This window comes from Xenorhabdus hominickii (genome assembly GCF_002632725.1).
GTDB classification, from domain to species: Bacteria; Pseudomonadota; Gammaproteobacteria; order Enterobacterales; family Enterobacteriaceae; genus Xenorhabdus; species Xenorhabdus hominickii.
Map to the genome: position 1 here is coordinate 684607 of NZ_NJAI01000001.1, position 23454 is coordinate 708060.

Consider the following 23454-nt stretch of genomic DNA (forward strand, 5'->3'; position numbering starts at 1 on the left):
TAGGGTCTTGCGAGTGCCCACACAGATTGTCTGATTAAATTGTTAAAGAGCGGGGCAACCGGAGAGGTTCTCCGTGTTGCGAGGCTGCGTATCTTACGCTGTTTGCCTCCGGAGTCAAGCGTTTATTTTTCGCCGGTCTCCGACTGGCGTCTGCGGCGTGTCTCAGCTCGGCGTCGGTCAGTGGTGGCGCATTATAGGGAGTTTTCTGAGACTGGCAATAGTTTTTTTTGAAAAAAATCACCAACCGATGGTTATTGCAGCAAATTGCACTTAAGTTGGTAGTTTTTCCAGCGTCAGGAAGCCATATTTACGTAAAACAGGTCGAAGAGCTTCACTATTAGTCTCTTTTTTTGTGCAATAGGCCAAACTATCCGCCGTTGTCAAAAACAAATCATCCCGATTTTTAATCAACCAAGCCGTTCGACGAGCAATAGCAGCCCCAGAATCAATTAATCTTGTCCCATCAGGCAAAACTTGCAAAAGCTCTTCTGCTATCAGAGGAAAATGGGTACATCCCAATATAACTGTATCCGGAGGCTCTTCCATTCTCAGCCACGGCTTCAATATTTTCACCAGCTCTTCCCTTGGGACATCCTTTCCATGTAGTTTCTGTTCAGCTAATTCCACCAACTCAGCAGACCCTATGGAATGAACCTGACACCCCGTAGCGAATCGTGTAATTAATTCTTTGGTATAGTCGCGATTTACCGTGGCGCGTGTCGCCAATAATCCCACAACACGGTTACAAGTTAATTTCGCGGCAGGTTTGATTGCAGGCACCACACCAACGACCGGAAAGGAAAAACGTTCGCGTAAAGCAGGCAAACTGACCGTACTGGCAGTATTACAAGCAATAACGACAACAGCCAAAGGATGTTTTTTCTGGATAGTATCCACAACCTTCACGACTCTTTCGATGATCACTTCAGCAGTTTTTTCGCCATAAGGGAATGCTTCATTATCGAAAGCATATATATAGTGGAGATCCGGCAATAGTTGCCAAATCTCTTGGTAAACAGATAACCCCCCCACACCGGAATCAAAAACCAGAATCGTTGGACGGGCAGTCTTATTTAAATCAGAAGTTGTAGCTACCAGTGAGATAGTACTCTCTTCCTGGAGTGCGATAGCCATACGCTGTCTCATAATTTTTATCAAACAGATTAGCTATTCTAGCACGTATTGTTAAACGATTAGTGATTGGGTAAGAAGCTGATACATCCCAAATGCTTACTCCACCCAATTTAATCGTTTTAGAGGGATAAACATTATAATCTTTATCATATCGTTGACCGATATATTGATAGGTGATCCCCCAATCAACATTGAAAGCGTCCCAATCTAGTTGGTATTTAACTTGTTGCTTAGCTCTGCGCATCAATTGCTGATTGTTGCCATCACGTGGATCGACGTACTGTAATGTCAACTGGTGCTGAAATATGCCGGTATCCATCGCCCCTGTCCATTCGGCACCTTTTATTTTAGCTTTATCTATATTCTCATTACGGTTATTCGCGAAGTTGATCAATTGTTCAATATCATTGTGATAAAGAGACAGACGCCAATTCAGTGGCCCTGTTAATCCTTCAATTCCAGCTTCCCACTGTTTGCTTGTCTCCGCTTTCAAACTTGGATTAGCTCCCCAACCATAGAGTTGTCCAAGTGTTGGAGCTTTAAATGCAGTTCCATAGGAAGCAACCACGCGATATCCATCAATGAATTCCCAGCCCGCTCCAGTTTGCCATGTTGTATTCCAATCATATTCAGAGCGATGATCTGAACGCACAGCCCCTTCTAAGGTGAAATCATGCAATTTTTGTTGTGCAGTTAAATACAATCCGGTGTTATCAATCGCTTTTTGTACTGGAATATTATTGGAGCCTGCCGCAACGGATTCTCTGTTCCAATCTATTCCACTACTGATTGCACCATGACCAACCTGCCATACGTTTCCCCATTGAGCATTATATTGTTTGAAATCACTCAAGGTTGCGTTTCCAGCATAGCGCTTATGCTTAAAATTATAATCTTTCACATAGCTATAACTGGCGATGAATTGAGAAGAGTATATGCCTTGATTAAAGTGAAGCCCGGTTTCGTAATTGCGACTAACTAGTTTTCGGGTATCCGTAAAATCCCCATCATAATTTGTTCTATTATCATATCCATAGGTACGCGCAAATCCGCTGAATTGATCATTGAATTTATGATCGATGTCCAGCCACAACGTTTTACTCATAAACCCATCGCGATCCGGCTCATTGCTCCCGCTACCCGACACGACATCAAACCCTTTAGTATAGACATAGCCCGTTGCTACGCTTAATAAGGTCTTCTCACCGATTTTTTGTTGTGTAGAACCGTTATAGTTCTGATATCCGTTAGAACCTAACCCTGCATTCAGTGTTGTTCCTTGTTGCTCCCGCTTTGTGATGATATTAACAACGCCACCAATGGCATCAGAGCCATACACCGCAGAACGGGCACCACGGATATATTCTATTCTTTGCACCATTGATACCGGGATTTGGCTAAAATCAACCGACCCCATACTTCCTGCCTGATTTAAGCGGATTCCATCTATCAACACCAAAACATGACTGGAATTTGTGCCACGAACAAATAAGGAAGCGTTCTGCCCAATACCGCCATTCTGCGCAATATCAACACTTGGCAAGCGACGCAGTACGTCAACCAAACTATTAGATTGCCAGCGGTCTATATCTTCACGGGTCACTACCGTCATTGGAGCCAAAACAGAAGAAATCGGCTGTTTAAAGCGATTTGCGGTCACTACTAACGAATCTTGATTATCAGCAACAGCAAAATAGCTCCAGCTAGAAAACACTGCTACAGATGCAGCAGATAAAAGAATATGTTTTTTATTTATCATGGGATTTGTAATGAGAGAATGGTATCTGACTATGTATATAACTATATATCTAACTATTACGCATCTAACTGTAAAATGCCATGCTACGATGAAGGCAATAACATGTCCAGAATGCCTCCCCATCAAAAAAAGAGGCGGGTAAACCAGAACACTGGACATCCTTTGCACTTCCCCTACAATGCCGCTCGGAAATTTTTCTTAACGCGACCATACGAGAATCAGATAATGCAGAATGCTTTGCCAACGGAAAATTATGAACACCAATTGATGGAGAAGGTCCATCGTCTAAAAGGAATGATGACCCCCTTTAGCGCACCTGAGCCTGAATTTTTCCGTTCTCCTTCATCACATTACAGGATGAGAGCAGAATTCCGCATTTGGCATGAAGAAGATGACCTTTACCACATTATGTTTGATCAACAGACCAAACAGCGTATCCGTGTTGATCAATTTCCAGTTGCCAATCAGCTTATCAATAGCATGATGCAGTCCATCGTTGCTGGTGTAAAAGATAACCCAGTATTGCGTCACAAACTGTTTCAGGTGGACTATCTTTCCACACGCAGTAATAAAATCATTGTATCTTTGCTTTATCACAAAAAACTGGGTGATGAATGGCGTGATCAGGCAATCGCGCTGCGTGAACAATTAACAGTGGCAGGATTTGATGTTCAACTTATTGGGCGTGCATCAAAAACTAAGATCATGCTCGACCATGACTATATAGATGAAGAGTTGTCTGTTGCAGGTAAGACCATGATTTACCGCCAAGTAGAAAACAGCTTCACACAACCGAATGCCAGCATCAATATTCATATGTTGGAATGGGCAATTGATGCCACCCAAAATACCAAGGGTGATCTGCTTGAGCTGTATTGTGGTAATGGTAATTTTTCTCTGGCACTGGCACGAAATTTTGATCGGGTACTGGCGACCGAAATCGCTAAACCTTCGGTTGCAGCCGCACAATTTAATATTGCAGCGAATCAGATTGATAATGTGCAGATTATCCGCATGTCAGCGGAAGAGTTTACACAAGCCATGAATGGAGAGCGGGAATTCAATCGACTACAAGGCATTGATTTAAAAAGTTATCACTGCGAGACCATTTTTGTTGATCCTCCTCGCAGTGGATTGGATGAAGAAACGGTCAAAATGGTTCAAGCCTATCCACGCATTCTTTATATTTCCTGCAATCCTGAAACACTCTGCCAAAATCTGGAAACACTGACGCAAACACATAACATCAGCAAATTGGCACTTTTCGATCAATTCCCTTATACCCATCATATGGAATGTGGCGTACTGCTGGAAAAAAGACTCTAATCGTCATCAAACGCCACAAAGCTGGTCTTGTGGCGTTTTTCGTTAATCCATCGAATTCAGGAAAAAATCATCAACTTTAGCTTTCTGCAATAGTCATCGCCTGCTGCTTGCGTCCTCTGACTTTTAGGTAAAGCCAAAACACCAAAACAGTACCAATAATAACAGGCAAGAAATTGGAGCCAATTTCTGGATATTCCATCCGAATAAACGCACTGTACATGAACATTCCCAGAAAGAAACATCCCGTGGCCAATTTTGGTAACCCTTCTGCCATTGGATAATTCAAATAACGTTGATGGAGACAATACACAGAGAGTACCAATGCGATAATCGGAAAAATGGAAAAAGGCACAAACGAATTAAAAAATGCTGAGAAAGTTCCGTGAGTTGCCAATCCAACGATAAGAGCCAGCAACATTGTGCTTTTATCTTGGCGGTATTGTTCCATCGTATTATTCTCCTTTCATTATTATTTAGGGGATTTTAGGGATAGTGGTTTTTTCTTGCTCACGACGATACCAATAATAAGCACCTTTGGAAATCATGCGGAGTTGTAAAACTAAACGCTCTTCGAGACGACGCCTTTTTTCCTCATCAATATCCAGTGCTTCTGCACCTGCACTGAATACAATTGTCACCATCGCCTCGGCTTGTATTTCAGTAAAATGTCGTGGCATATGACTCGCTTGTTCAAGGTAGTCTGCCAGTTCAGCAATAAAATGTTGGATTTCCCGTGCGACCGCCGCACGAAATTCAGCCGATGTGCCAGAACGTTCACGCAGCAACAGCCGGAACGCGTTGGGATTGTTGCCAATGAACTCCATAAACGTTGAAACAGAAGTGCGGATGATACTGCCACCCTTAGCGATGCGCTGACGAGCCTGGCGCATTAACTGGCGCAACATCAGGCCACTTTCATCCACCATTGTCAGCCCCAACTCATCGACATCCCGAAAATGGCGATAGAATGAAGTCGGTGCAATACCAGCCTCCCGAGCTACTTCCCGTAAACTCAGGCTTGTGAAACTGCGTTCAGCGCTAAGTTGACTGAATGCCGCTTCAATCAGAGAGCGACGAGTTTTTTCTTTCTGTTTTGCTCTAACGCCGGTTACGTTACTCACAACAATCCTGATCTATCTCGACTCTATAATGGGGCAAATATAACAGATTCTGTTGAGTTTGCTGTGATTGTTCTCTTAAAGATTTTATTCGCTATTTTCCTATTTATTTTAAACGGTGAGATAAAAAACGCATGCTCATTGGGTTATTACATCAAGTAATGTTAAGATAGAGTTGTTATTTTGTATAAAAACAGGTCTTTCCTCTATGCAATATACTCATTTTGATGCCATTGTGATTGGTTCTGGTCCCGGAGGGGAAGGAGCCGCAATGGGGTTAGTGAAACAAGGTAAAAACGTTGCTGTTATAGAACGTTATAATAATGTCGGTGGTGGATGTACCCACTGGGGTACAATCCCGTCGAAAGCGCTTCGTCATGCTGTCAGCCGTATTATCGAATTTAATCAAAATCCTCTTTACAGTGATAACTCCCGCATTCTCCGTTCCTCATTTTCTGAAATCCTGCGTCATGCTGAAGTCGTTATTAACCAGCAAACCAAAATGCGCCAAGGGTTTTATGAACGTAATCGATGCCGAATGTTTTCGGGAGAAGCCACATTCATTGATGAACATCGAGTAAGTGTCCGTTATGCCGATGGTAGTGTTGATGTCATAAGTGCGGATAAAATAATCATTGCTACTGGCTCCCGCCCTTACTCTCCTCCCGATGTCGATTTCACTCACTCCCGTATTTACAACAGCGATACCATCCTGCAACTGGATCACGAACCCCGTCACGTTATCATTTATGGTGCTGGGGTAATTGGCTGTGAATATGCTTCTATCTTCCGAGGATTAGGCGTTAAGGTGGATTTGATCAACACACGGGATCATCTTCTCTCTTTCCTTGATCAAGAAATGTCTGATGCCCTGTCTTACCATTTCTGGAATAGTGGCGTTATCATCCGTCACAACGAAGAATATGAAAAGATTGAAGGTGTTGATAATGGCGTGATTATCCATCTGAAATCCGGCAAAAAAGTCAAAGCAGACTGCCTGTTGTATGCCAATGGCCGCACAGGTAATACAGACACGTTAGGTTTAGAGAATGTCGGGTTGGAAACAGACAGTCGTGGCTTACTTAAAGTCAATCGTGTCTACCAAACCAGTAATGAAAATATCTACGCCGTGGGCGATGTGATTGGCTATCCGAGTTTAGCTTCTGCGGCTTACGATCAAGGGCGCATCGCAGCAAAAGCAATAACAACAGGCAGTGCGACTCAGCATCTGGTGGATGACATTCCAACGGGGATTTATACCATTCCTGAAATCAGCTCAATCGGCAAAACTGAGCAGCAGTTAACCTCAATGAAAGTTCCTTATGAGGTAGGCCGCGCTCAATTCAAACATCTGGCAAGAGCACAAATTGCGGGTATGAATGTTGGCAGTATAAAAATTCTGTTCCACCGTGAAACAAAACAGATTCTGGGTATCCACTGTTTTGGCGAGCGCGCCGCAGAGATCATTCATATCGGTCAGGCCATTATGGAACAGAAAGGTGAAGGCAATAATATCGAATATTTCGTTAATACTACCTTCAACTACCCAACAATGGCGGAAGCCTACCGTGTTGCGGCCCTCAATGGGTTAAATCGGTTATTTTGATATTTTCTCGCTAACTTCGAAATAGTTACCCATTTTAGCCCGAATCGCCTCTGCCAATTGCTCATAGCGACCACGCAGAGGTGAACCAGGGCGATAAATCAAGATAACAGTGCGCTTAGGTTCTGGCTCACAACATTCCAAATAACAAATACCATCACGCTTTCTCTCTTTCGGCACTGACAAATCAGGCAATAACGTTATACCACTGCCAGCAGCTACCATATTACGAAGCGTTTCCAGACTGGTTTCCCTGAAGTGGGTATCTTCTTTGGCGCCTGCCTGAAAACAGAACCCCATCGCCTGATCACGCAAACAATGCCCATCTTCCAGCATTAATAATTTTTCGCCAGATAGCTCACTCATCCTGATCTGTGTTCGATCTGCCCACTTGTGTTCTTCATATACCGCGAGTTTCATGGGTTCTTCAAACAGTGGTACTTCAATGAATGCTTCCGTTTCTTTCACCAACGCCAGAATGGCGCAATCGAGTTTCCCGCTATCGAGCTGTGCCAGCAAGTTTTGAGTTTGCGCCTCATGTAAATACATTTCTAATTTGGGGAACAATTTATGCAGTTCAGGAATGATGAGTGGCAGGAGATAAGGGCCTATTGTTGGGATAAGGCCAATATGCAGTGGCCCCGACATACTTTCGCCTTGCAGGGAGGCCATTTCCTGCAAGACCTTCACCTCTTGCAATACGGTTTTGGCCTGTTCCACCAACAACATTCCCTGTTGGGTAAATAATACCTTGCGGCTAGTACGTTCCAGCAGCATTACCCCCAACTCATCTTCCAGTTTGCGGATTTGCCCACTTAACGTCGGTTGACTAACATGACAAGCATCAGCAGCACGACGAAAATGTCGATATTCAGCAAGTGCCACAAGGTATTCCAGATCGCGGATATTCATTCCCAACCTCTGCGTTTGATATCAATGATAGTATTGATCAATAAATCATTATATCCACTAGGGGAAAAAACTATCAACCGCTTGTGATTATTGGTCTTTTTTAACTAAATAGCTTTACCTCAATCGTTGCTTCGCCTGTTCAATCGCTTGCTTCACTTGTTTCTGTGCTACTCCCCCTTTTGCCAAACGCTTATCCAGACAGGATTGCAGCGATAAAATGGCATAAACATCCGCCGAAATAACATCACTGAATTTTTGCAACTCAAGCAAAGAAAGCTCTTCCAATGCTTTACCTTTGGCAAGGGCCGCCACGACAGCTTCACCGACAATATGATGCGCTTCACGGAATGGGACACCTTTTGCCACCAAATAGTCAGCTAACTCAGTTGCATTGGCATATCCCTGTTTGGCGGCCTCCTCACAACGTGAGTGTTTCACTTGGATACCATCCAACACCAGCGACGCCATATGCAAGCAATCCAGCCATGTATCAAGCGCATCAAATAAGCCTTCCTTATCTTCCTGCATATCTTTATTGTAGGCGAGAGGAAGCCCTTTCAGCGTCATCATCATACCCGTTAATGCACCCTGAACGCGGCCACATTTACCCCGGATAAGCTCCAGAGCATCTGGGTTTTTCTTTTGTGGCATCAGAGAAGAACCAGAAGTTACCCGATCCGACAATTCAACAAACCCGGCTTCTCCGCTATTAAAGAAAATTAGATCTTCGGCGAAACGTGACAGATGGATCATGCTAATGCTCGCATCTGACAACAGTTCCAAGACATGATCGCGATCGGAAACACTGTCCAGACTATTGCGGGTCGCCGAGGCAAAGCCAAGCCATGATGCCAATTGTTCCCGGTCAATATCATAAGCCGTTCCCGCCAAAGCACCACATCCCAACGGACTGACATCCAACCGTTTCAGTGCATCTTGCAAACGGCTCTCATCACGACCAAACATTTCCGCATAGGCAAGACACCAATGAGCAAAAGTGACAGGCTGTGCCCGCTGTAAATGGGTATAACCCGGCATCACCGCATTCTGATTATTTTCGGCCGTGATTACCAACGCTTGCTGCAACTCGACAAGCGCTTGCTGGATATAAACAATCTGATCTTTGCACCACAATTTCAGGTCAGTCGCGACCTGATCATTACGGCTGCGTCCTGTATGGAGTTTTTTGCCCAAATCCCCCACTTTCGCGATAAGCTGACTTTCGACCCAACTGTGAATATCTTCCGCATCGCTTTGCAAAATGGCCTTGGGGTTGATTCGTACTTCATCCAGTAGCTCGTTCAAAGCCAGCTCCAGCTTTTGCTGCTCTCCGGAAGTTAATACTTCGACCGTAACCAATGCCTTTGACCATGCAACCGAGCCAACAATATCCTGCTCAGCCAAACGATAATCAAAACGCAGAGAATCGTTGAATTGCTTGAACCGCTGATCGGCTTCCTGACTAAAACGTCCACCCCAAAGTGCCATAATATCCTTCCTGTTTTTTCTAACCGTTTGCTCTAACTGTTTTTTCTAATTAGTACAGCTAATTGCCAGAAATTACTTTTTGCTATTCAGCGCGCGGATGCGTGAAGAAAGCGAATAGAGGCGGATAAACCCTTCCGCATGGCTGTGATCGTAAACTTCGTCCTCTCCAAAAGTCGCGAACTCTTCAGAATAGAGGCTATTGGCCGATCTTTTCTGAACCGAAGTCACCTGTCCTTTATACAATTTCAGCACCACTTCTCCACTGACATTCTCAGCCAATGTTTCTGCGGCAACCTGAATAGACTCACGCAAAGGTGCAAACCAACGGCCATCATAGACAACATAGGACATTTCCAATCCCAATTGTTGACGCCATTTGAAACTATCACGATCCAGCACCAGTTGCTCAACCCCTCTCAACGCTTCCATCATGATGGTTCCTCCCGGTGTTTCATAACAGCCACGGGATTTCATGCCTACCAAACGGTTTTCCACAATATCTATCCGACCAATCCCATGCTTCGCCCCCAGCTCATTCAGTTGGTTAAGACATTGATATGGCGAAAATACCTGACCATTCACACCAACCACTTCACCTTTTTCAACTGTCACGGTGACATATTCCGGTTCATTGGGAGCCTCTTCAGGTTCAACTGTCCATGCCCAACAATCTTTATTCGCAGCATTCCATGTGCTTTCCAAAACTCCGCCTTCGGTTGAGATATGCCATGCATTTTCGTCACGACTATAGATTTTCTCCAGCGTGGCGGTAGTAGGAATATTACGTACTTTCAAATAATCCAATAGCGCTTCACGGGAACGCAGATCCCATTCCCGCCACGGAGCAACCACTTTCAGGTGGGGTGCCAATGCAGTATAAGTACTCTCAAACCGAACCTGATCGTTACCTTTGCCAGTTGCACCGTGGGCGACAGCATCAGCACCGACTTTCAGAGCCAATTCCACCTGAGCCTTGGCAATAATTGGGCGAGCCATTGACGTACCAAGAAGATAACTGCCTTCATATAACGCCCCCGTTTTTAACACGGGATAAACATATTCTTTGATAAATTCTTCACGCAGATCGACGATATGACATTCCGAAGCACCAGAACGCAATGCTTTCTGCTCAACCCCTTCCAGATCGTCACGACTTTGCCCGACATCGGCGACAAACGCGATCACTTCACAATTACCATAATGTTCTTTCAACCACGGAATAATGGCAGATGTGTCCAAACCACCAGAATATGCCAGTACGATTTTTTTAATGCTTTTAGTCATAGAGATAACCTTTTTAATTACGCCAAAATTCGTGTGCCGACGGGGATACCATTAAATAACGCGATCAACTGATCTGCATGCCGCCAACTCGCAATATCCACTGGGCGCCCAAGGGTTTTTACCGCTTCCAATGCCGCATTTACTTTCACTATCATGCCTGCGGTAATGATGCCCTGCTCAATAAGTTGTTCGATCTTCTCCGCTGTCGCTTCTGGAATTTTCTGGCCTTTTCCATCCAGAATACCGCTGACATCAGACAACAAAACCAAATCCGCATTTAGTACCTGTGCGATAGCGGTAGCTGCTTGATCCGCATTGACATTCATCAACTCACCCTGCTCGGTGATACCAATTGAACTGATAATCGGTATATAGCCTACATCCAGCAAAATTTTCAGAAGATCAGGCTTCCCCGGTAATGCCTTTCCTGTGTGGCCAAACGTTTCATCAAGTTGAGAAACCTCAACGGCTCCACCATCACCCAAACATAGTCCAATAGCCGGCAAACGGAATTTTGTTGCCCATGCCAGTAATTTTTTGTTGGCAGTTCCTGCCAATGTTCCCGTAATGATGTCGATTTGGTCTTCTGGCGTAATCCTCAGCCCCTGTCTCTTCAAAATAGGCAATTGCAACTTTTTCATCAGCTCATCAACCAGACAGCCACCACCGTGCACAATGATCAGTGGACGTTTATGGTTTTTTCGGTATGACTGCAATGTGGTAAATAACCGTTCCAGCGCTTCTTCACTGTCTAATAACACACCACCCAACTTGATAACTAACGGTTCCATCGGATTTATCCTCTGTCGGTATTAAAATCTGTTGGCATTACAATCTATCGCTATTACGTTTTATCGGTATTACGTCCTATTGGTATTGCATTAAAGCAATGCCAGAGTTTCCTCATATCCAAAACGAATATTCATGCACTGTACGGCTTGTGCTGCTGCACCTTTCAGCAAATTATCCTCAGCACCCACGATGATCAGATGTTGTCCCTGTACAGCAAACCCAATATCACAGAATGGCGAACCTACAACGGCTTTCAAAGCAGGTACCCCTTTACTATATAAACGCACCAGCGGCTTATCATGGTAAGCCTGCTGATAAGATTCTCTAATTTGTGCTTCTGTCACACCGGGTTTCAATTTGCAGGTGATTGTGGCAAGAATACCGCGTGAAAAATTGCCCAAATGGGGAGTGAAAATCACCTCTGTGCCTAAGTGTGTGGCGATCTCAGGTTGATGGCGATGGTTAAAAATCCCATAAGGCTGCAAACTGACTTCGCAAAAGTTGTTTGTTATCGATGCCTTCCGCCCTGCACCACTCACACCACTGACGGCATTGATGACGGGCCAGTGCTCAGTATCCAGTAAATTTTGTTCAAGCAATGGCTTCAATGAAAGTTGGGAAACAGTGGGGTAACAACCGGGCACGGCAATCAGCCGTGCTTGCTTGATTTTCTCTGCCTGCCACTCTGCCAATCCATACGCCGCTTGCTCTAACCATGCAGTATTTTTATGTTCAAATCCGTAGTATTTTGCATAAAACTGTGTATTTTGTACACGATATGCACCGGATAAATCAAACACAGTACAACCCTCTGCTAAAAATATGGGGGCAATGTCGTGGCTGACTTCATGGGCAGTGGCAAGAAAAACTACATCAATATCTTTCGCTGCCTCAGTCACATCAGTCAATGGCTGTAAAGGCAAATCAACAATACCCTTATATTGAGGATGAAGTTCTGAAAAACATTTCCCCGCATCTGAACTTTCAGAAGACACCATTAAGCCGGAGAGATGAACATGGGGATGACGTTGTAGATAAGCTGCTACCTCTGCACCGGTATAACCACTGGCACCAACTATCAGCGTATTCAGCATGGGATTTATTCACCTTGTATTATTAATCCAAAGACTCTATTAACCCAAAGATACAATTGCATTTGTATGCAATTAATTTGCATGAATATTGATACTATCATGAGTAAGGGCTGTCAACAGTGAATATTAAATTACCGTCATTTATTAAATTATATCGCCAACTTATTGCCGCTCCTTCTATCAGCGCAACCGATGCTGAACTCGATCAAAGCAACGAAATTGTCATTAATTTACTGGCGGAATGGCTAAAAGAGATTGGCTTTTCCATTGAGATTCAACCCATCCCTGAAACCCGAGGAAAATTTAATCTATTGGCAACATTGGGCAGTGGTCCGGGAGGGTTATTGTTATGTGGTCATACAGATACCGTTCCTTTTGATGCAGGGCGTTGGACACAAGATCCCTTCACTCTGACCGAACGCGACGGCAAGCTATATGGACTTGGCACGGCGGATATGAAAGGCTTTTTTGCCTTTATTGTTGATGCACTACGAGATATTGATACCAGCAAACTGTCTCACCCCCTTTATATTCTGGCGACCGCTGACGAAGAAACATCAATGGCAGGAGCGCGTTACTTTGCTGCCAATACCAACATTCGGCCTGATTTCGCTATCATCGGTGAACCAACTTCATTACAACCAATCCGTGCCCATAAAGGCCACATGGCCCAAGCTATCCGCATTGAAGGAAGATCAGGGCATTCCAGTGATCCCGAGCGAGGCGTTAATGCCATTGATCTTATGCACGAATCCATTAGCCAATTGATAAAACTGCGTCATACCTTGCAGGAACGCTATCACAATCCGGCTTTCGTCATTCCTTACCCGACCATGAACTTCGGTCATATTCACGGCGGAGACGCTGCCAACCGCATTTGTGCCTGCTGCGAACTGCATATGGATATCCGCCCATTGCCAGGATTGACCTTGCAGGATTTGAACGGCTTGCTGAATGAAGCATTGGAACCCGTGAAACAACGCTGGCCGGGACGCCTGAGCGTGACAGAGCTTCATCCCCCCATTCCGGGTTATGAGTGCCCTACAGATCATAAACGGGTTGAAGTGATTGAAAAACTGTTGGGAACCAAAGCAGATACCGTCAATTACTGTACGGAAGCCCCCTTTATTCAAGAATTATGTCCGACATTAGTCTTGGGACCGGGTTCGATTGAACAGGCACATCAGCCTGATGAGTACTTGGATATGGCGTTTATTGAACCAACGAGAAAACTGATTTCTCAGATTGTTGAGCATTTTTGTTTGGATGCCGATTAAAACAAGTCAATCAGGCGTTATAACCTCGGTGAGTGCATCGGGGTTTTCTGCTATTTAGAGCTAGGCAAAATTTTTAACCTCCACTGCTTATACCCTATTCCAGTAGTATTTCTTCCTCCCTCACAAAATAATTTTTTCTCCACAATAGCGAATGCTCAAGACACGATCCCAACATGAATTTATTTCCTGATCATTCTGAATATTCCTCATTGGGAATAAGACACTTCTCGATTGACTAATAATCCCGCTTCACCCATCCTATTTGGACATCTAAACGTATAGACATATAAATACTTAAATGGCTAAACATAGACAGATATAACAAAAAATTCTGTTTTTTCACGAGGGCACAGGGTATGAGTTTTTTTCACGCAAATCAGCGAGAGGCACTAAATCAGAATTTGGCTGAACTTGATGGTCAGATACGTGTTTCCTTTGAATTCTTTCCTCCCAGCACTGCTGAGATGGAACAAACCCTGTGGAAATCCATTGATCGTTTGAGTAAATTAAAGCCTAAATTTGTTTCCGTGACTTACGGTGCCAACTCTGGCGAACGTAACCGCACTCATAGCATCATCAAGGGCATCAAAGAAAAAACCGGCTTGGATGCAGCTCCGCATCTAACGTGCATTGACGCCAGCCGTGATGAACTACTCAATATAGCCCACGACTATTGGGAAAGCGGCATTCGTCATATCGTGGCATTACGTGGCGATTTACCTAATAGCGGCTGTAAACCAGAGATGTATGGGACTGATTTAGTTGAACTCTTAAAAAAAGAAGCGGATTTTGATATCTCAGTTGCCGCTTACCCGGAAGTACATCCTGAAGCGAAAAGTGCTCAGTCTGATCTCATTAATTTGAAACGCAAAATTGATGCAGGTGCCAATCGCGCTATTACCCAATTCTTTTTTGATGTGGAAAGTTACCTGCGTTTTCGCGATCGCTGCGTCGCAACGGGGATTGATGTGGAAATTGTGCCGGGAATTTTGCCTGTCTCGAACTTCCGCCAACTGCAACGATTTGCCACGCTAACTAACGTTCGCATTCCAAGCTGGATGACCAGAATGTTTGAAGGGTTGGATAATGACCCAGAAAGCCGAAACTTAGTCGGTGCTTCCATTGCGATGGACATGGTGAAAATCCTTAGCCGTGAAGGTGTAAAAGATTTTCATTTTTATACCCTGAATCGGGCGGAATTAAGTTATGCCATTTGCCATACGTTAGGAGTTCGTCCTTGTTAACTTGCTATTAACCACTCAACGCTGAGCTGGATTAATCCTCAGCGTTGTGATTGTTTTTTGCTTATTCTTTCCTTTTGCTCCTGACGAGTTGCCAAAAACGTTTGCCATCACCAGCCTGTAATAGAGTTTTACTAAAACTAGCCAGTATTGCGTATTCTTAAATCAATCTCATGCACTAATCGCCGTTTCATGCAAATAACGCCAGCGAGGATGACCATCACTAAACGAAATGATTACCACTGACCAACGACAATGTGAGTTTCCATTTTGAGTCTGCTTTTCTCGGTAACGTAAAACAACCTCTTCCTCGTTTGATGTGATAACTTCACACTCATCAATCTCAATTTTTAACCCAGCTCGAGTACCAATATTTTGGCTAAACATCATTTTTACTTGGCTCAACGTGACACTCTGCCCCGTCATGGTGATCATAGTAAAATCTGAAGTAAAACTATTCAGTAATTTATTCAACACCGTGGAGCCTTCTTCTGTTGATTGGCAAAAACATCTTCAATCCATTGATGAAGCTCAATAACACTTTGGCGAGCCACTGATTCTCGTTTTGCTGTCATATTTCCTCCGTATTTTTTTTCAGTTGATTCAATCCGATTAATGGCAATAGGCCAAAAGTAGCAGCAAGAATAAAAGTCAGGTGATACGCATGAATGGAAATAAATTGTTGCTGCAATAAATTAAAAATCATCGTAAATAACGCTGTACCAATGCTGAATGACATTTGACGATTAAGGTTCCAAATAACACTAGCACGGGATAACTGCTCACCGGTAAAGTCCATCAATGCCGTAGTCTGTGCCGTATTCGCACCAATGCCACCACCGATCCCCATCAGCGAGTAAGCAGCGAACAAGCCAAACAAGTCATTGGTATGATTAATCGTCGCCAAAAGAGCAATACCAATAGCATGAAGTATCAATCCACACAGAAATAAACGGTAGGCTCCTATGCGGTTATACATTCGTCCACAGACCAACATGGCACCAAATGCGCCAATGGCATATAAGAGCATCAGAGAACCGGTTTTTTCCGCCGACCAACCCAATTGCTGTTGAAGATAAAAAATGTTCAGCAGGTTAACGCCTGTAAATACACCAGGGATTGCGTGATAAATCCATATCGAAAGGCGCATACGTCTATTTTTCATCACCGCCAAATCCAGAATCGCATTTTGCACATGACGGTAATGTCGTATGTAAAGTACGACAAATACCCCACCAAAGATTAACGCGATCATGGGTAGCCACTTAGATGGAGCACCCGCATATGTAGAAAGGCCAATAAGCAGGAATAACAAGGCCAAACTCACCAACAACAACCCTTTTAGATCCGGTTTTCGTGCAAAAATTTTCTCATTGTGCAACCAAATCAGCGAAAGTATCGCTGCGAGCAGACTAAAAGGAATATTGCTAAGAAATACCCATCGCCAACCATAATGATCGACAATAGCGCCCCCTAAACCAGGAGAAATTGCCGGTGCAATTAGGGCAACAGCCATCACGAGAGTGGAAATTTTTGCTCGTTCATGTTGCTTAAACAAATCAAAGGTCAACGCTTGCCCGACTGGGATCAGTAAACCACCTCCCAATCCTTGTACAAAACGCCAAGTGACCAGACTGTAGAAATGTTCCGCCACCCCCGCAAACAGAGCCGCAATAGAAAAAAGCAGCATTGAGATTGTCATAATCTGCCGCGTACCAAAACGTTCAGCCAGCCAGTTACTGACAGGTATGATCAAGGTCAAACCCAAAATATAGCTGTTTGTGATCCAAGCAACATGAGATTCAGAAACCGACATTTGATTCGCAATATCAGGCAAAGCAATAGCGGACATAAAAATATTGATACAGTCTATAAAAAAACCAAGTATAAATATCAATGCTATACGATAGCGATAAGTCATTGTTTTTCCTCCGTTGCTGAAGTTTAAGTTCTGTTGACTCATCGCGTCTATCAATCTATTTTAAACATTGAATTTAATTAAATTTAACAATTGCTATGCAACCTCACCTTAATCGAATACAAACTTTCCTCGCTGTCGTCGAATGTGGTTCTTTTACCCGAGCAGCTGAGCACCTTTTCATCAGCAAAGCTGTCGCCAGTATTCATGTGAAAACACTTGAAGAGGCATTAAATGTGCCATTATTGATACGCAACACACGTGGAATCGCATTAACAGAAGCCGGGAAAGAGTTTTACCAAGATTTCAAAGCGATATTTGATAATATTCAAAATGCCTTTGACCATGTTACCGAACGGCACCATTCGTTAGCAGGCAGATTACGTATTACTTCCACAACCGAATTTGGTGAAAAATTTCTGCTCTCTTTAATCAGTCAATTTTGTGCACTGCATCCCCAACTTGAAGTGAGCTATTTTGCTGATTCTGCTTTGAATGACTTAATTACCGAAAGAATTGATCTGGCGATCAGGCTGGGTACACTCAATGATTCCTCTCTGAAAAGCAGGCGCCTAGCCAGTTTCGACATTAAACTAGTTGCTTCACCCAGTTGGCTTAAACAAAATCCCATTACCATCCCTATCGAATTGAATAAAGTAAATTGGATTGCCAACAGTAACTTAGAACATCCCACCCATTGGGAACTCAAGCATCCAATCCATTCATCCATAAACATACGTGGCAAAGCCAAGTACATATCCAATACATCCTCTGCAATACGCTCTCTGGCAATATCTGGTCTTGGCGTCGCTGTTTTACCTGAATGGATAGTTGATAAGGATCTGGAATCAGGCAATTTAGTCACTCTATTTCCCGAATATCGATTACCAAAGCAAGATGTCACCGTCATATTTCCCAATAACACACAAATTCTACGTAAAAGCCGTGTGTTCATTGATTTCTTGCTGGAAACGCTAACAATTTAATTGATCACAAGTGTGTTAAAACGGTCATCCCTATCAGTTTTAATCCAACAAAAAGCCGAACGATTTCTCATTCGGCTTTGATTATTCAAAAAATTTAAAACTAACCCGTATTGCGCATTCCTGCCGCAACTCCCGCAATTGTCACCATCAGTGCCAACTCCACTCGGGGATCAGGCTGTTCTTGTTGGCGGGAACGCTGTAACAATTCTGCCTGTAGTACGTTCAACGGATCGGTATACACGTTACGCAATGCAATAGATTCGGCGATCCATGGTAGATCCGCCATCAGCTGCTCATCTTGTGAGATTGTCAGCACTGTTCTGATATCTTCTGCAAGCTGGTTGCGCAATTTTACTCCCAGCGGCCATAGCTTTGGTTCGACTAACCGTTGGTCGTAATATTCCGCCAGCCACAGGTCTGCTTTGGCAAACACCATTTCCAACATGGCAATACGTGTGTTGAAGAATGGCCAATCATGGCACATGTCTGTCAGAACGGATAATTTACCCGCCTCAATGACCTGTTGTAGCGCTGCGCCCGCCCCCAACCATGCCGGAAGCATCAGGCGGTTTTGCGTCCATGCAAATATCCACGGGATTGCACGCAGACTTTCAACGCCTCCCGTCGGACGGCGTTTAGCGGGACGTGAACCCAAAGGTAGTTTCGCCAATTCCTGTTCAGGTGTTGCAGCCCGAAAGTAAGGAACAAATTCCGGTTGTTCACGCACATAATCACGATACATATCGCAGGAAACCTCCGAAAGCGTATCCATGATTTGATGCCATTCCGGTTTTGGCTCCGGTGGTGGCAACAAGTTGGCTTCCAGAATCGCACTGGCATACAACGCCAAACTGCTGATTGTCACCTGTGGCAAACCAAATTTAAAGCGGATCATTTCTCCCTGCTCTGTTACGCGCAATCCCCCTTTCAGGCTACCCGGTGGCTGGGAAAGCAAGGCGGAATATGCAGGTGCACCACCACGGCCAATCGAGCCACCGCGTCCGTGGAACAGAGTCAGAGTCACTCCTTCTTGTTCACACACTTTGATCAGCGCATCCTGTGCCCGATATTGCGCCCATGATGCGGCCATCACACCAGCATCTTTAGCAGAATCGGAGTAGCCAATCATCACCATCTGTTTGTCTTTAATCAGATCGCGATACCATGTAATTCCCAGCAATTGCCGGATAACACTTTCTGCATTGTTCAGATCATCAAGAGTTTCGAATAATGGTGCGACTGGCAATGACAATGAGCATCCCGCTTCTTTCAGCAACAATTTTACCGCCAGTACATCAGAAGGGACTTTAGCCATGGAAATGACATAAGCCGCAATCGCATCTTGTGGCGATTCTGCGATGACTTTGCAAGTTTCGAAAATCTCTTGAGTGTCTGTACTCGGTTGCCAGTCACGAGGAATAAGCGGACGCTTCGAATTTAATTCACGTAGTAAGAACGCCTGTTTCTCAGTTTCAGACCAACTCGCATAATCCCCAATTTCCAGATATTGCGTCAGTTCGGCAATCGCATCAGTATGGCGGGTGCTTTCCTGACGAATATCAATACGTACTAATGAAAGACCAAAGCAGCGAATGCGGCGCAGGATATCCAATAATTGCCCATTTGCAATAATCTCCATGCCGCAGGCTTTCAGGGATTGATAACAGGCATACAGTGGTTGCCACAACTGTTCGTTATGCAGCAACAAATCCGCAGGGGGCAGGGTTTGCTCACCTTTAAGGTGTTTCTCCAGATAGTCCAGCGTGCTGCTTAATTTCGTCCGCAATTGTTTGGCAATCTCACGGTAAGGCTCTGAAACATGTTCACCTCCCGCCATTTGGCGTAGTTCAGGAGAACACTCAGACATAGAGAGTTCAGAAACCAAAACCTGAATATCTTTCAGGAACAGATCTGCCGCTTTCCAGCGACTGAGTAACAAGACATGACGGGTGATTTCGGCGGTGACGTTAGGATTTCCATCACGATCTCCCCCCATCCAAGAAGTAAAGCGAACAGGCACGGCCTCCACAGGTAAGCTGTACCCGATAGACTCTTCTAACTGTTCATTGAATTCACGCAGAAACGCCGGCACACCTTCCCACAAGCTATTTTCGACAACGGCAAATCCCCATTTTGCTTCATCTATAGGGGTTGGGCGGATTTTGCGGATTTCATCGGTATGCCATGATTGGGCAATCAACTGACGTAAGCGACGCTTGATGTTATTGAGTTCATAATCCGCTAAATCGTCATGATCAAGCTGAGCCAGACACCCATTCACTTCGACTAATTTATGAATCAGCGTACGCCGGGCAATTTCGGTCGGATGTGCCGTCAGAACCAATTCAATCGCCAGTTCATTAACAGCTTTCACCAAGTCATCATTACTGAATTGTTTTTCTTTGAGACGATTGAAGAGTTCAGCCAGCGCTACCGGATTGCTCGCTGCCTCACCGTGTGGCGAAATGCTGTGATATTGTTCTGCAACGTTCGTCAAATTTAAAAATTGGTTAAACGCGCGGGCAACTGGCAGTAGTTCATCATTGGATAAATTTTGTAATGTCGATAAAAGCTGCTGGCGATGAGCTTCATTACCTGCCCGGGATGATTTTGACAGCTTTCTTATCGTTTCAACTTTATCGAGAATATCTTCTCCCAGAGCCTCTTTAATAGTATCGCCCAGCAACTTACCGAGCATACTGACATTACTTCGCATTGCGGAATATTGTTGATTCATATGGTTCATGGCCTTGTGTTGCTGTATATCACCCATTCCGCCAGATAAATGACGCAATAGGCATGTCCCCTGCTTCTATCAAGATGTTTTATCTCTGGCGGCAGAGTCTGTTCTTTTTTATTTCTAACGCTCTATTCATATCAGAAAACAAACAATTTGGGCGGATTTTATGAAATTTAATCCATATGTGTATTTTTTATAAAATAATTTGGGTCGCTGCTTTGCTTGTACGCAATAAAAAGAATAATAAGGCGTTTTTGGTTGATTGGATGATGATACAGGCAGGGATAAGCCATCGTATCCCTGCACAAAATTCAAACATTTAATAAAGAAATCGTTAGTCTACAGCAATTGTGACAAACGATTTAAATCTGACTGGATTGCTCCCGCAGTGACATCCCGCCCGGCACCCGGGCCACGGATCACTAACGGATTGTCGCGATACCAGCGGCTTTCTATCGCAAATACATTATCCCCCGGTAACAGTGAAGCTAACGGATGGTCACTACGTACTGCTTCTACGCCAACTTTCGCCTTGCCACTGGAATCAAAACGCGCGACATACCGCAGTACCATTCCTATCTCCCGCGCTGCTTCCAACCGCTGGAGCATCTGCGAATTAATAGAAGCACTGTTTTCAAAGAACTCTTCAATAGAGCCAATTCGCGCCTCTTCTGGCACCAGTGACTCAACGCGCACGTGATCAGGCTCTATTTCGTAACCAGCTTCACGAGCCAGAATAATCAGCTTACGCATCACATCCTGACCGGAAAGATCAATTCGCGGATCAGGCTCCGTCAATCCTTGCTGCCATGCCTGTTCTACCAAGTCACTGAAAGGCACCGAACCATCAAACTGTAAGAACAACCACGATAAGGTTCCTGAGAAAATTCCGCTGATAGATAGGATAGTATCTCCGCTTTCCCGCAAATTCCTGACAGAATAGTTTATCGGCAACCCGGCCCCAACCGTGGCATTGTATAACCAATGTCGCCCCGTTTTCGCGAAGGCATCGCGGATCATGCGATAAGTGTTGCTGTCAGAAGAACCAGCGACTTTGTTAGCACTGATAACATGAAAACCATAGCTGGCAAAATCGACATACTCTTTGGCCAATTCTTCACTTGCCGTCACATCCAACACCACCAGATCATCATAAGGATGCGCCCTCATCCATAAAAACAGAGTATCTTCTTCATGTTCAGTCGATTCATCATCAAAAAATGCCAATGCCCGACTTGCGTCAATCCCCTGATAATTCAACAAACTCCGGCGACTATCCACAATTCCCGCCAGAATAAATTCAAAATCACTGCGGGCAGAAATATTCTTTTGTTCACGGGAGAACAACTCTAACCAACGTGAACCAATATTTCCTTTGCCGAACAGCACCAAACCAATCCGTTTTTCTGCCCGGAACAGGCTCTGGTGTAATCCCTGAATCAAGTGCGAAGTCTGGTTGAGGCGCAGCACGGCAACAAGACTGATGCCATCTTCCGCATGCCAGATAAATTCAACGGGCTGATCTTTGAGTTGTTGGTAGAAACGATGACTATGCAGTGGGTTTTTGCATACCCCCGCACCGACCAGAGCCACTAACGCCAAGCCTTCTCTCAGGGAGAGTCTTCCCGGTAAGGAAGCATCCTGCAATACATCAATGGCGCTATTCACAATTTCAGAGGTATAACAAAGTTGGATCAGATTGCAGTCCGCATGCAACCCTGTCGCCAACGGCCGAACTTGGGCGCGTTTCAGCAGTGAATCAATATCTTTGTAAATTTGTTTGAAATCATGAGCTGAGGAAACGTGCAATTCAATCAGGCAAACATCATCATGGCTGGTAACGATTTTGGCTCCCATCCCGGTAGCCAACACACGTTCAATACGGGTCGAACCTTGTTCTGGCTGGTAACTGCAACGCAATTGCAAGTCAATATTGCTGATGGAAACTGGCTGCAATGTTCGGGTATGGAGTACCGGTGCCGCGAGACGTGCTAACTCACTGGCCTCATCTAAGCGCAGCAACGGCAGTAAGCACGCATCTTTGACTTTGCGCGGATCTGCACTGTAAACACCCGCTACGTCACTCCAAATTGTGACTTTTTTAGCACCGGCCAATGCACCGACTTGTGTCGCCGAATAGTCACTGCCATTGCGTCCCAACAGTACAGTTTCGCCGTTTTGGTTACTGGAAATAAATCCAGTGACGACCAAACGTTTATTGGGATTTTGGATCAATAACTGACTGAGTAAGGGTTGAGATAAATTGGTATCAACCTGCGGCTGAACCACTCGTTCTGCCCGTAGAAATTGACGTGCATCCAACCATGCACTAGGGATGCCATTATGTTCAAGCACCGCCGCCATCAAGCGGGCAGACCATATTTCACCGTGACCGACAACTTCTGCATAGGTAATATCTGTAACGGGCTTATCCAACAATGCACTCAATCTTTCCAGATCAGCGATAAATTTTGCGACCAGCTCTTCTGCAACTTCTTCAGGTAATAACCCTCTGATCAACTCTTGTTGATAGCGCCGCAACGACTGTTGTATTTGATGTGCCGATATACGGTCACTCTGGCTCAATTTCAACCAATCAATGAGCTGATTAGTTGTGCTCCCTGCCGCCGATACGACCATCAGATCACCCGGCTGGCTGTAGTTCGCCATAATATCCGCAACCCTTTGATAACACTTCACATCGGCCAAACTGCTGCCGCCAAATTTATGTAATTGGCGGCCAGATTCCGCCCCCGCTGTTGCCAGTGCACTCATGATTAAT

18 protein-coding genes are annotated in these 23454 nt (G+C 44.6%); 5 read left to right on the forward strand and 13 right to left on the reverse strand.

The window, feature by feature from the left end:
• Window positions 1-270 precede the first annotated feature (270 nt).
• Window positions 271-1134 carry a glutamate racemase gene (gene murI / locus Xhom_RS03110; protein WP_069317343.1) on the reverse strand — a complete coding sequence of 288 codons (864 nt, stop codon included), beginning with the start codon at window positions 1132-1134 and terminating at the stop codon, window positions 271-273.
• Window positions 1079-2893: a TonB-dependent vitamin B12 receptor BtuB gene (btuB, locus tag Xhom_RS03115; protein ID WP_069317344.1), complete on the reverse strand. Its 1815-nt coding sequence runs from the start codon at window positions 2891-2893 to the stop codon at window positions 1079-1081. The genes murI and btuB overlap by 56 nt, the downstream gene beginning before the upstream one ends.
• Before the next feature lie 225 nt (window positions 2894-3118).
• Between btuB and trmA the strand changes: the two genes are divergently transcribed.
• Window positions 3119-4219, forward strand: coding sequence for a tRNA (uridine(54)-C5)-methyltransferase TrmA (gene trmA / locus Xhom_RS03120; RefSeq protein ID WP_069317345.1), 1101 nt, complete (start codon window positions 3119-3121; stop codon window positions 4217-4219).
• Between the two features lie 76 nt (window positions 4220-4295).
• On the opposite strand, the gene Xhom_RS03125 is transcribed toward trmA, so the two are convergent.
• A complete protein-coding gene (locus Xhom_RS03125; protein WP_069317346.1) occupies window positions 4296-4667 on the reverse strand; it encodes a YijD family membrane protein in 372 nt (123 codons plus the stop codon).
• A gap of 25 nt (window positions 4668-4692) precedes the next feature.
• Window positions 4693-5340, reverse strand: a complete 648-nt coding sequence (gene fabR / locus Xhom_RS03130) for an HTH-type transcriptional repressor FabR (protein ID WP_069317347.1) — start codon at window positions 5338-5340, stop codon at window positions 4693-4695.
• Between the two features lie 205 nt (window positions 5341-5545).
• Here fabR and sthA point away from each other — a divergent pair, with 205 nt between their 5' ends.
• On the forward strand, window positions 5546-6943 hold the full coding sequence (gene sthA, locus Xhom_RS03135) for a Si-specific NAD(P)(+) transhydrogenase (protein ID WP_069317348.1): 1398 nt from the start codon (window positions 5546-5548) through the stop codon (window positions 6941-6943).
• On the opposite strand, the gene oxyR is transcribed toward sthA, so the two are convergent.
• The 5 genes from oxyR to argC form a co-directional block, all read right to left on the reverse strand.
• Window positions 6935-7852: a DNA-binding transcriptional regulator OxyR gene (gene oxyR, locus Xhom_RS03140; protein ID WP_099139644.1), complete on the reverse strand. Its 918-nt coding sequence runs from the start codon at window positions 7850-7852 to the stop codon at window positions 6935-6937. The genes sthA and oxyR overlap by 9 nt on opposite strands.
• A gap of 114 nt (window positions 7853-7966) precedes the next feature.
• Window positions 7967-9340 carry an argininosuccinate lyase gene (gene argH / locus Xhom_RS03145; RefSeq protein ID WP_069317350.1) on the reverse strand — a complete coding sequence of 458 codons (1374 nt, stop codon included), beginning with the start codon at window positions 9338-9340 and terminating at the stop codon, window positions 7967-7969.
• 72 nt (window positions 9341-9412) lie between these two features.
• Complete coding sequence (locus Xhom_RS03150; protein WP_069317351.1) at window positions 9413-10624, reverse strand: argininosuccinate synthase; 1212 nt, start codon at window positions 10622-10624, stop codon at window positions 9413-9415.
• 17 nt (window positions 10625-10641) lie between these two features.
• Window positions 10642-11415 carry an acetylglutamate kinase gene (gene argB, locus Xhom_RS03155; RefSeq protein ID WP_069317352.1) on the reverse strand — a complete coding sequence of 258 codons (774 nt, stop codon included), beginning with the start codon at window positions 11413-11415 and terminating at the stop codon, window positions 10642-10644.
• Window positions 11416-11505: 90 nt separating this feature from the next.
• A complete protein-coding gene (argC, locus tag Xhom_RS03160) occupies window positions 11506-12510 on the reverse strand; it encodes an N-acetyl-gamma-glutamyl-phosphate reductase (protein WP_069317353.1) in 1005 nt (334 codons plus the stop codon).
• 119 nt (window positions 12511-12629) lie between these two features.
• Between argC and argE the strand changes: the two genes are divergently transcribed.
• Window positions 12630-13787: an acetylornithine deacetylase gene (gene argE, locus Xhom_RS03165; protein WP_069317354.1), complete on the forward strand. Its 1158-nt coding sequence runs from the start codon at window positions 12630-12632 to the stop codon at window positions 13785-13787.
• Between the two features lie 356 nt (window positions 13788-14143).
• Window positions 14144-15031, forward strand: coding sequence for a methylenetetrahydrofolate reductase (gene metF / locus Xhom_RS03170; protein WP_069317355.1), 888 nt, complete (start codon window positions 14144-14146; stop codon window positions 15029-15031).
• A 168-nt stretch (window positions 15032-15199) separates the two neighbouring features.
• Here metF and Xhom_RS03175 read toward each other — a convergent pair whose 3' ends face one another.
• The gene (locus Xhom_RS03175; RefSeq protein WP_084023181.1) at window positions 15200-15505 is read right to left on the reverse strand and encodes a hypothetical protein; all 306 of its coding nucleotides are present in this window, start codon (window positions 15503-15505) and stop codon (window positions 15200-15202) included.
• A 94-nt stretch (window positions 15506-15599) separates the two neighbouring features.
• On the reverse strand, window positions 15600-16949 hold the full coding sequence (locus tag Xhom_RS03180) for an MFS transporter (protein ID WP_069317356.1): 1350 nt from the start codon (window positions 16947-16949) through the stop codon (window positions 15600-15602).
• Between the two features lie 95 nt (window positions 16950-17044).
• Between Xhom_RS03180 and Xhom_RS03185 the strand changes: the two genes are divergently transcribed.
• Entirely contained in the window at window positions 17045-17932 is an 888-nt protein-coding gene (locus Xhom_RS03185; protein ID WP_069317357.1) for a LysR family transcriptional regulator, read from the forward strand.
• Between the two features lie 100 nt (window positions 17933-18032).
• On the opposite strand, the gene ppc is transcribed toward Xhom_RS03185, so the two are convergent.
• On the reverse strand, window positions 18033-20669 hold the full coding sequence (ppc, locus tag Xhom_RS03190; protein WP_069318516.1) for a phosphoenolpyruvate carboxylase: 2637 nt from the start codon (window positions 20667-20669) through the stop codon (window positions 18033-18035).
• A gap of 342 nt (window positions 20670-21011) precedes the next feature.
• Window positions 21012-23447, reverse strand: coding sequence for a bifunctional aspartate kinase/homoserine dehydrogenase II (locus Xhom_RS03195; protein ID WP_069317358.1), 2436 nt, complete (start codon window positions 23445-23447; stop codon window positions 21012-21014).
• Window positions 23448-23454: the final 7 nt, after the last annotated feature.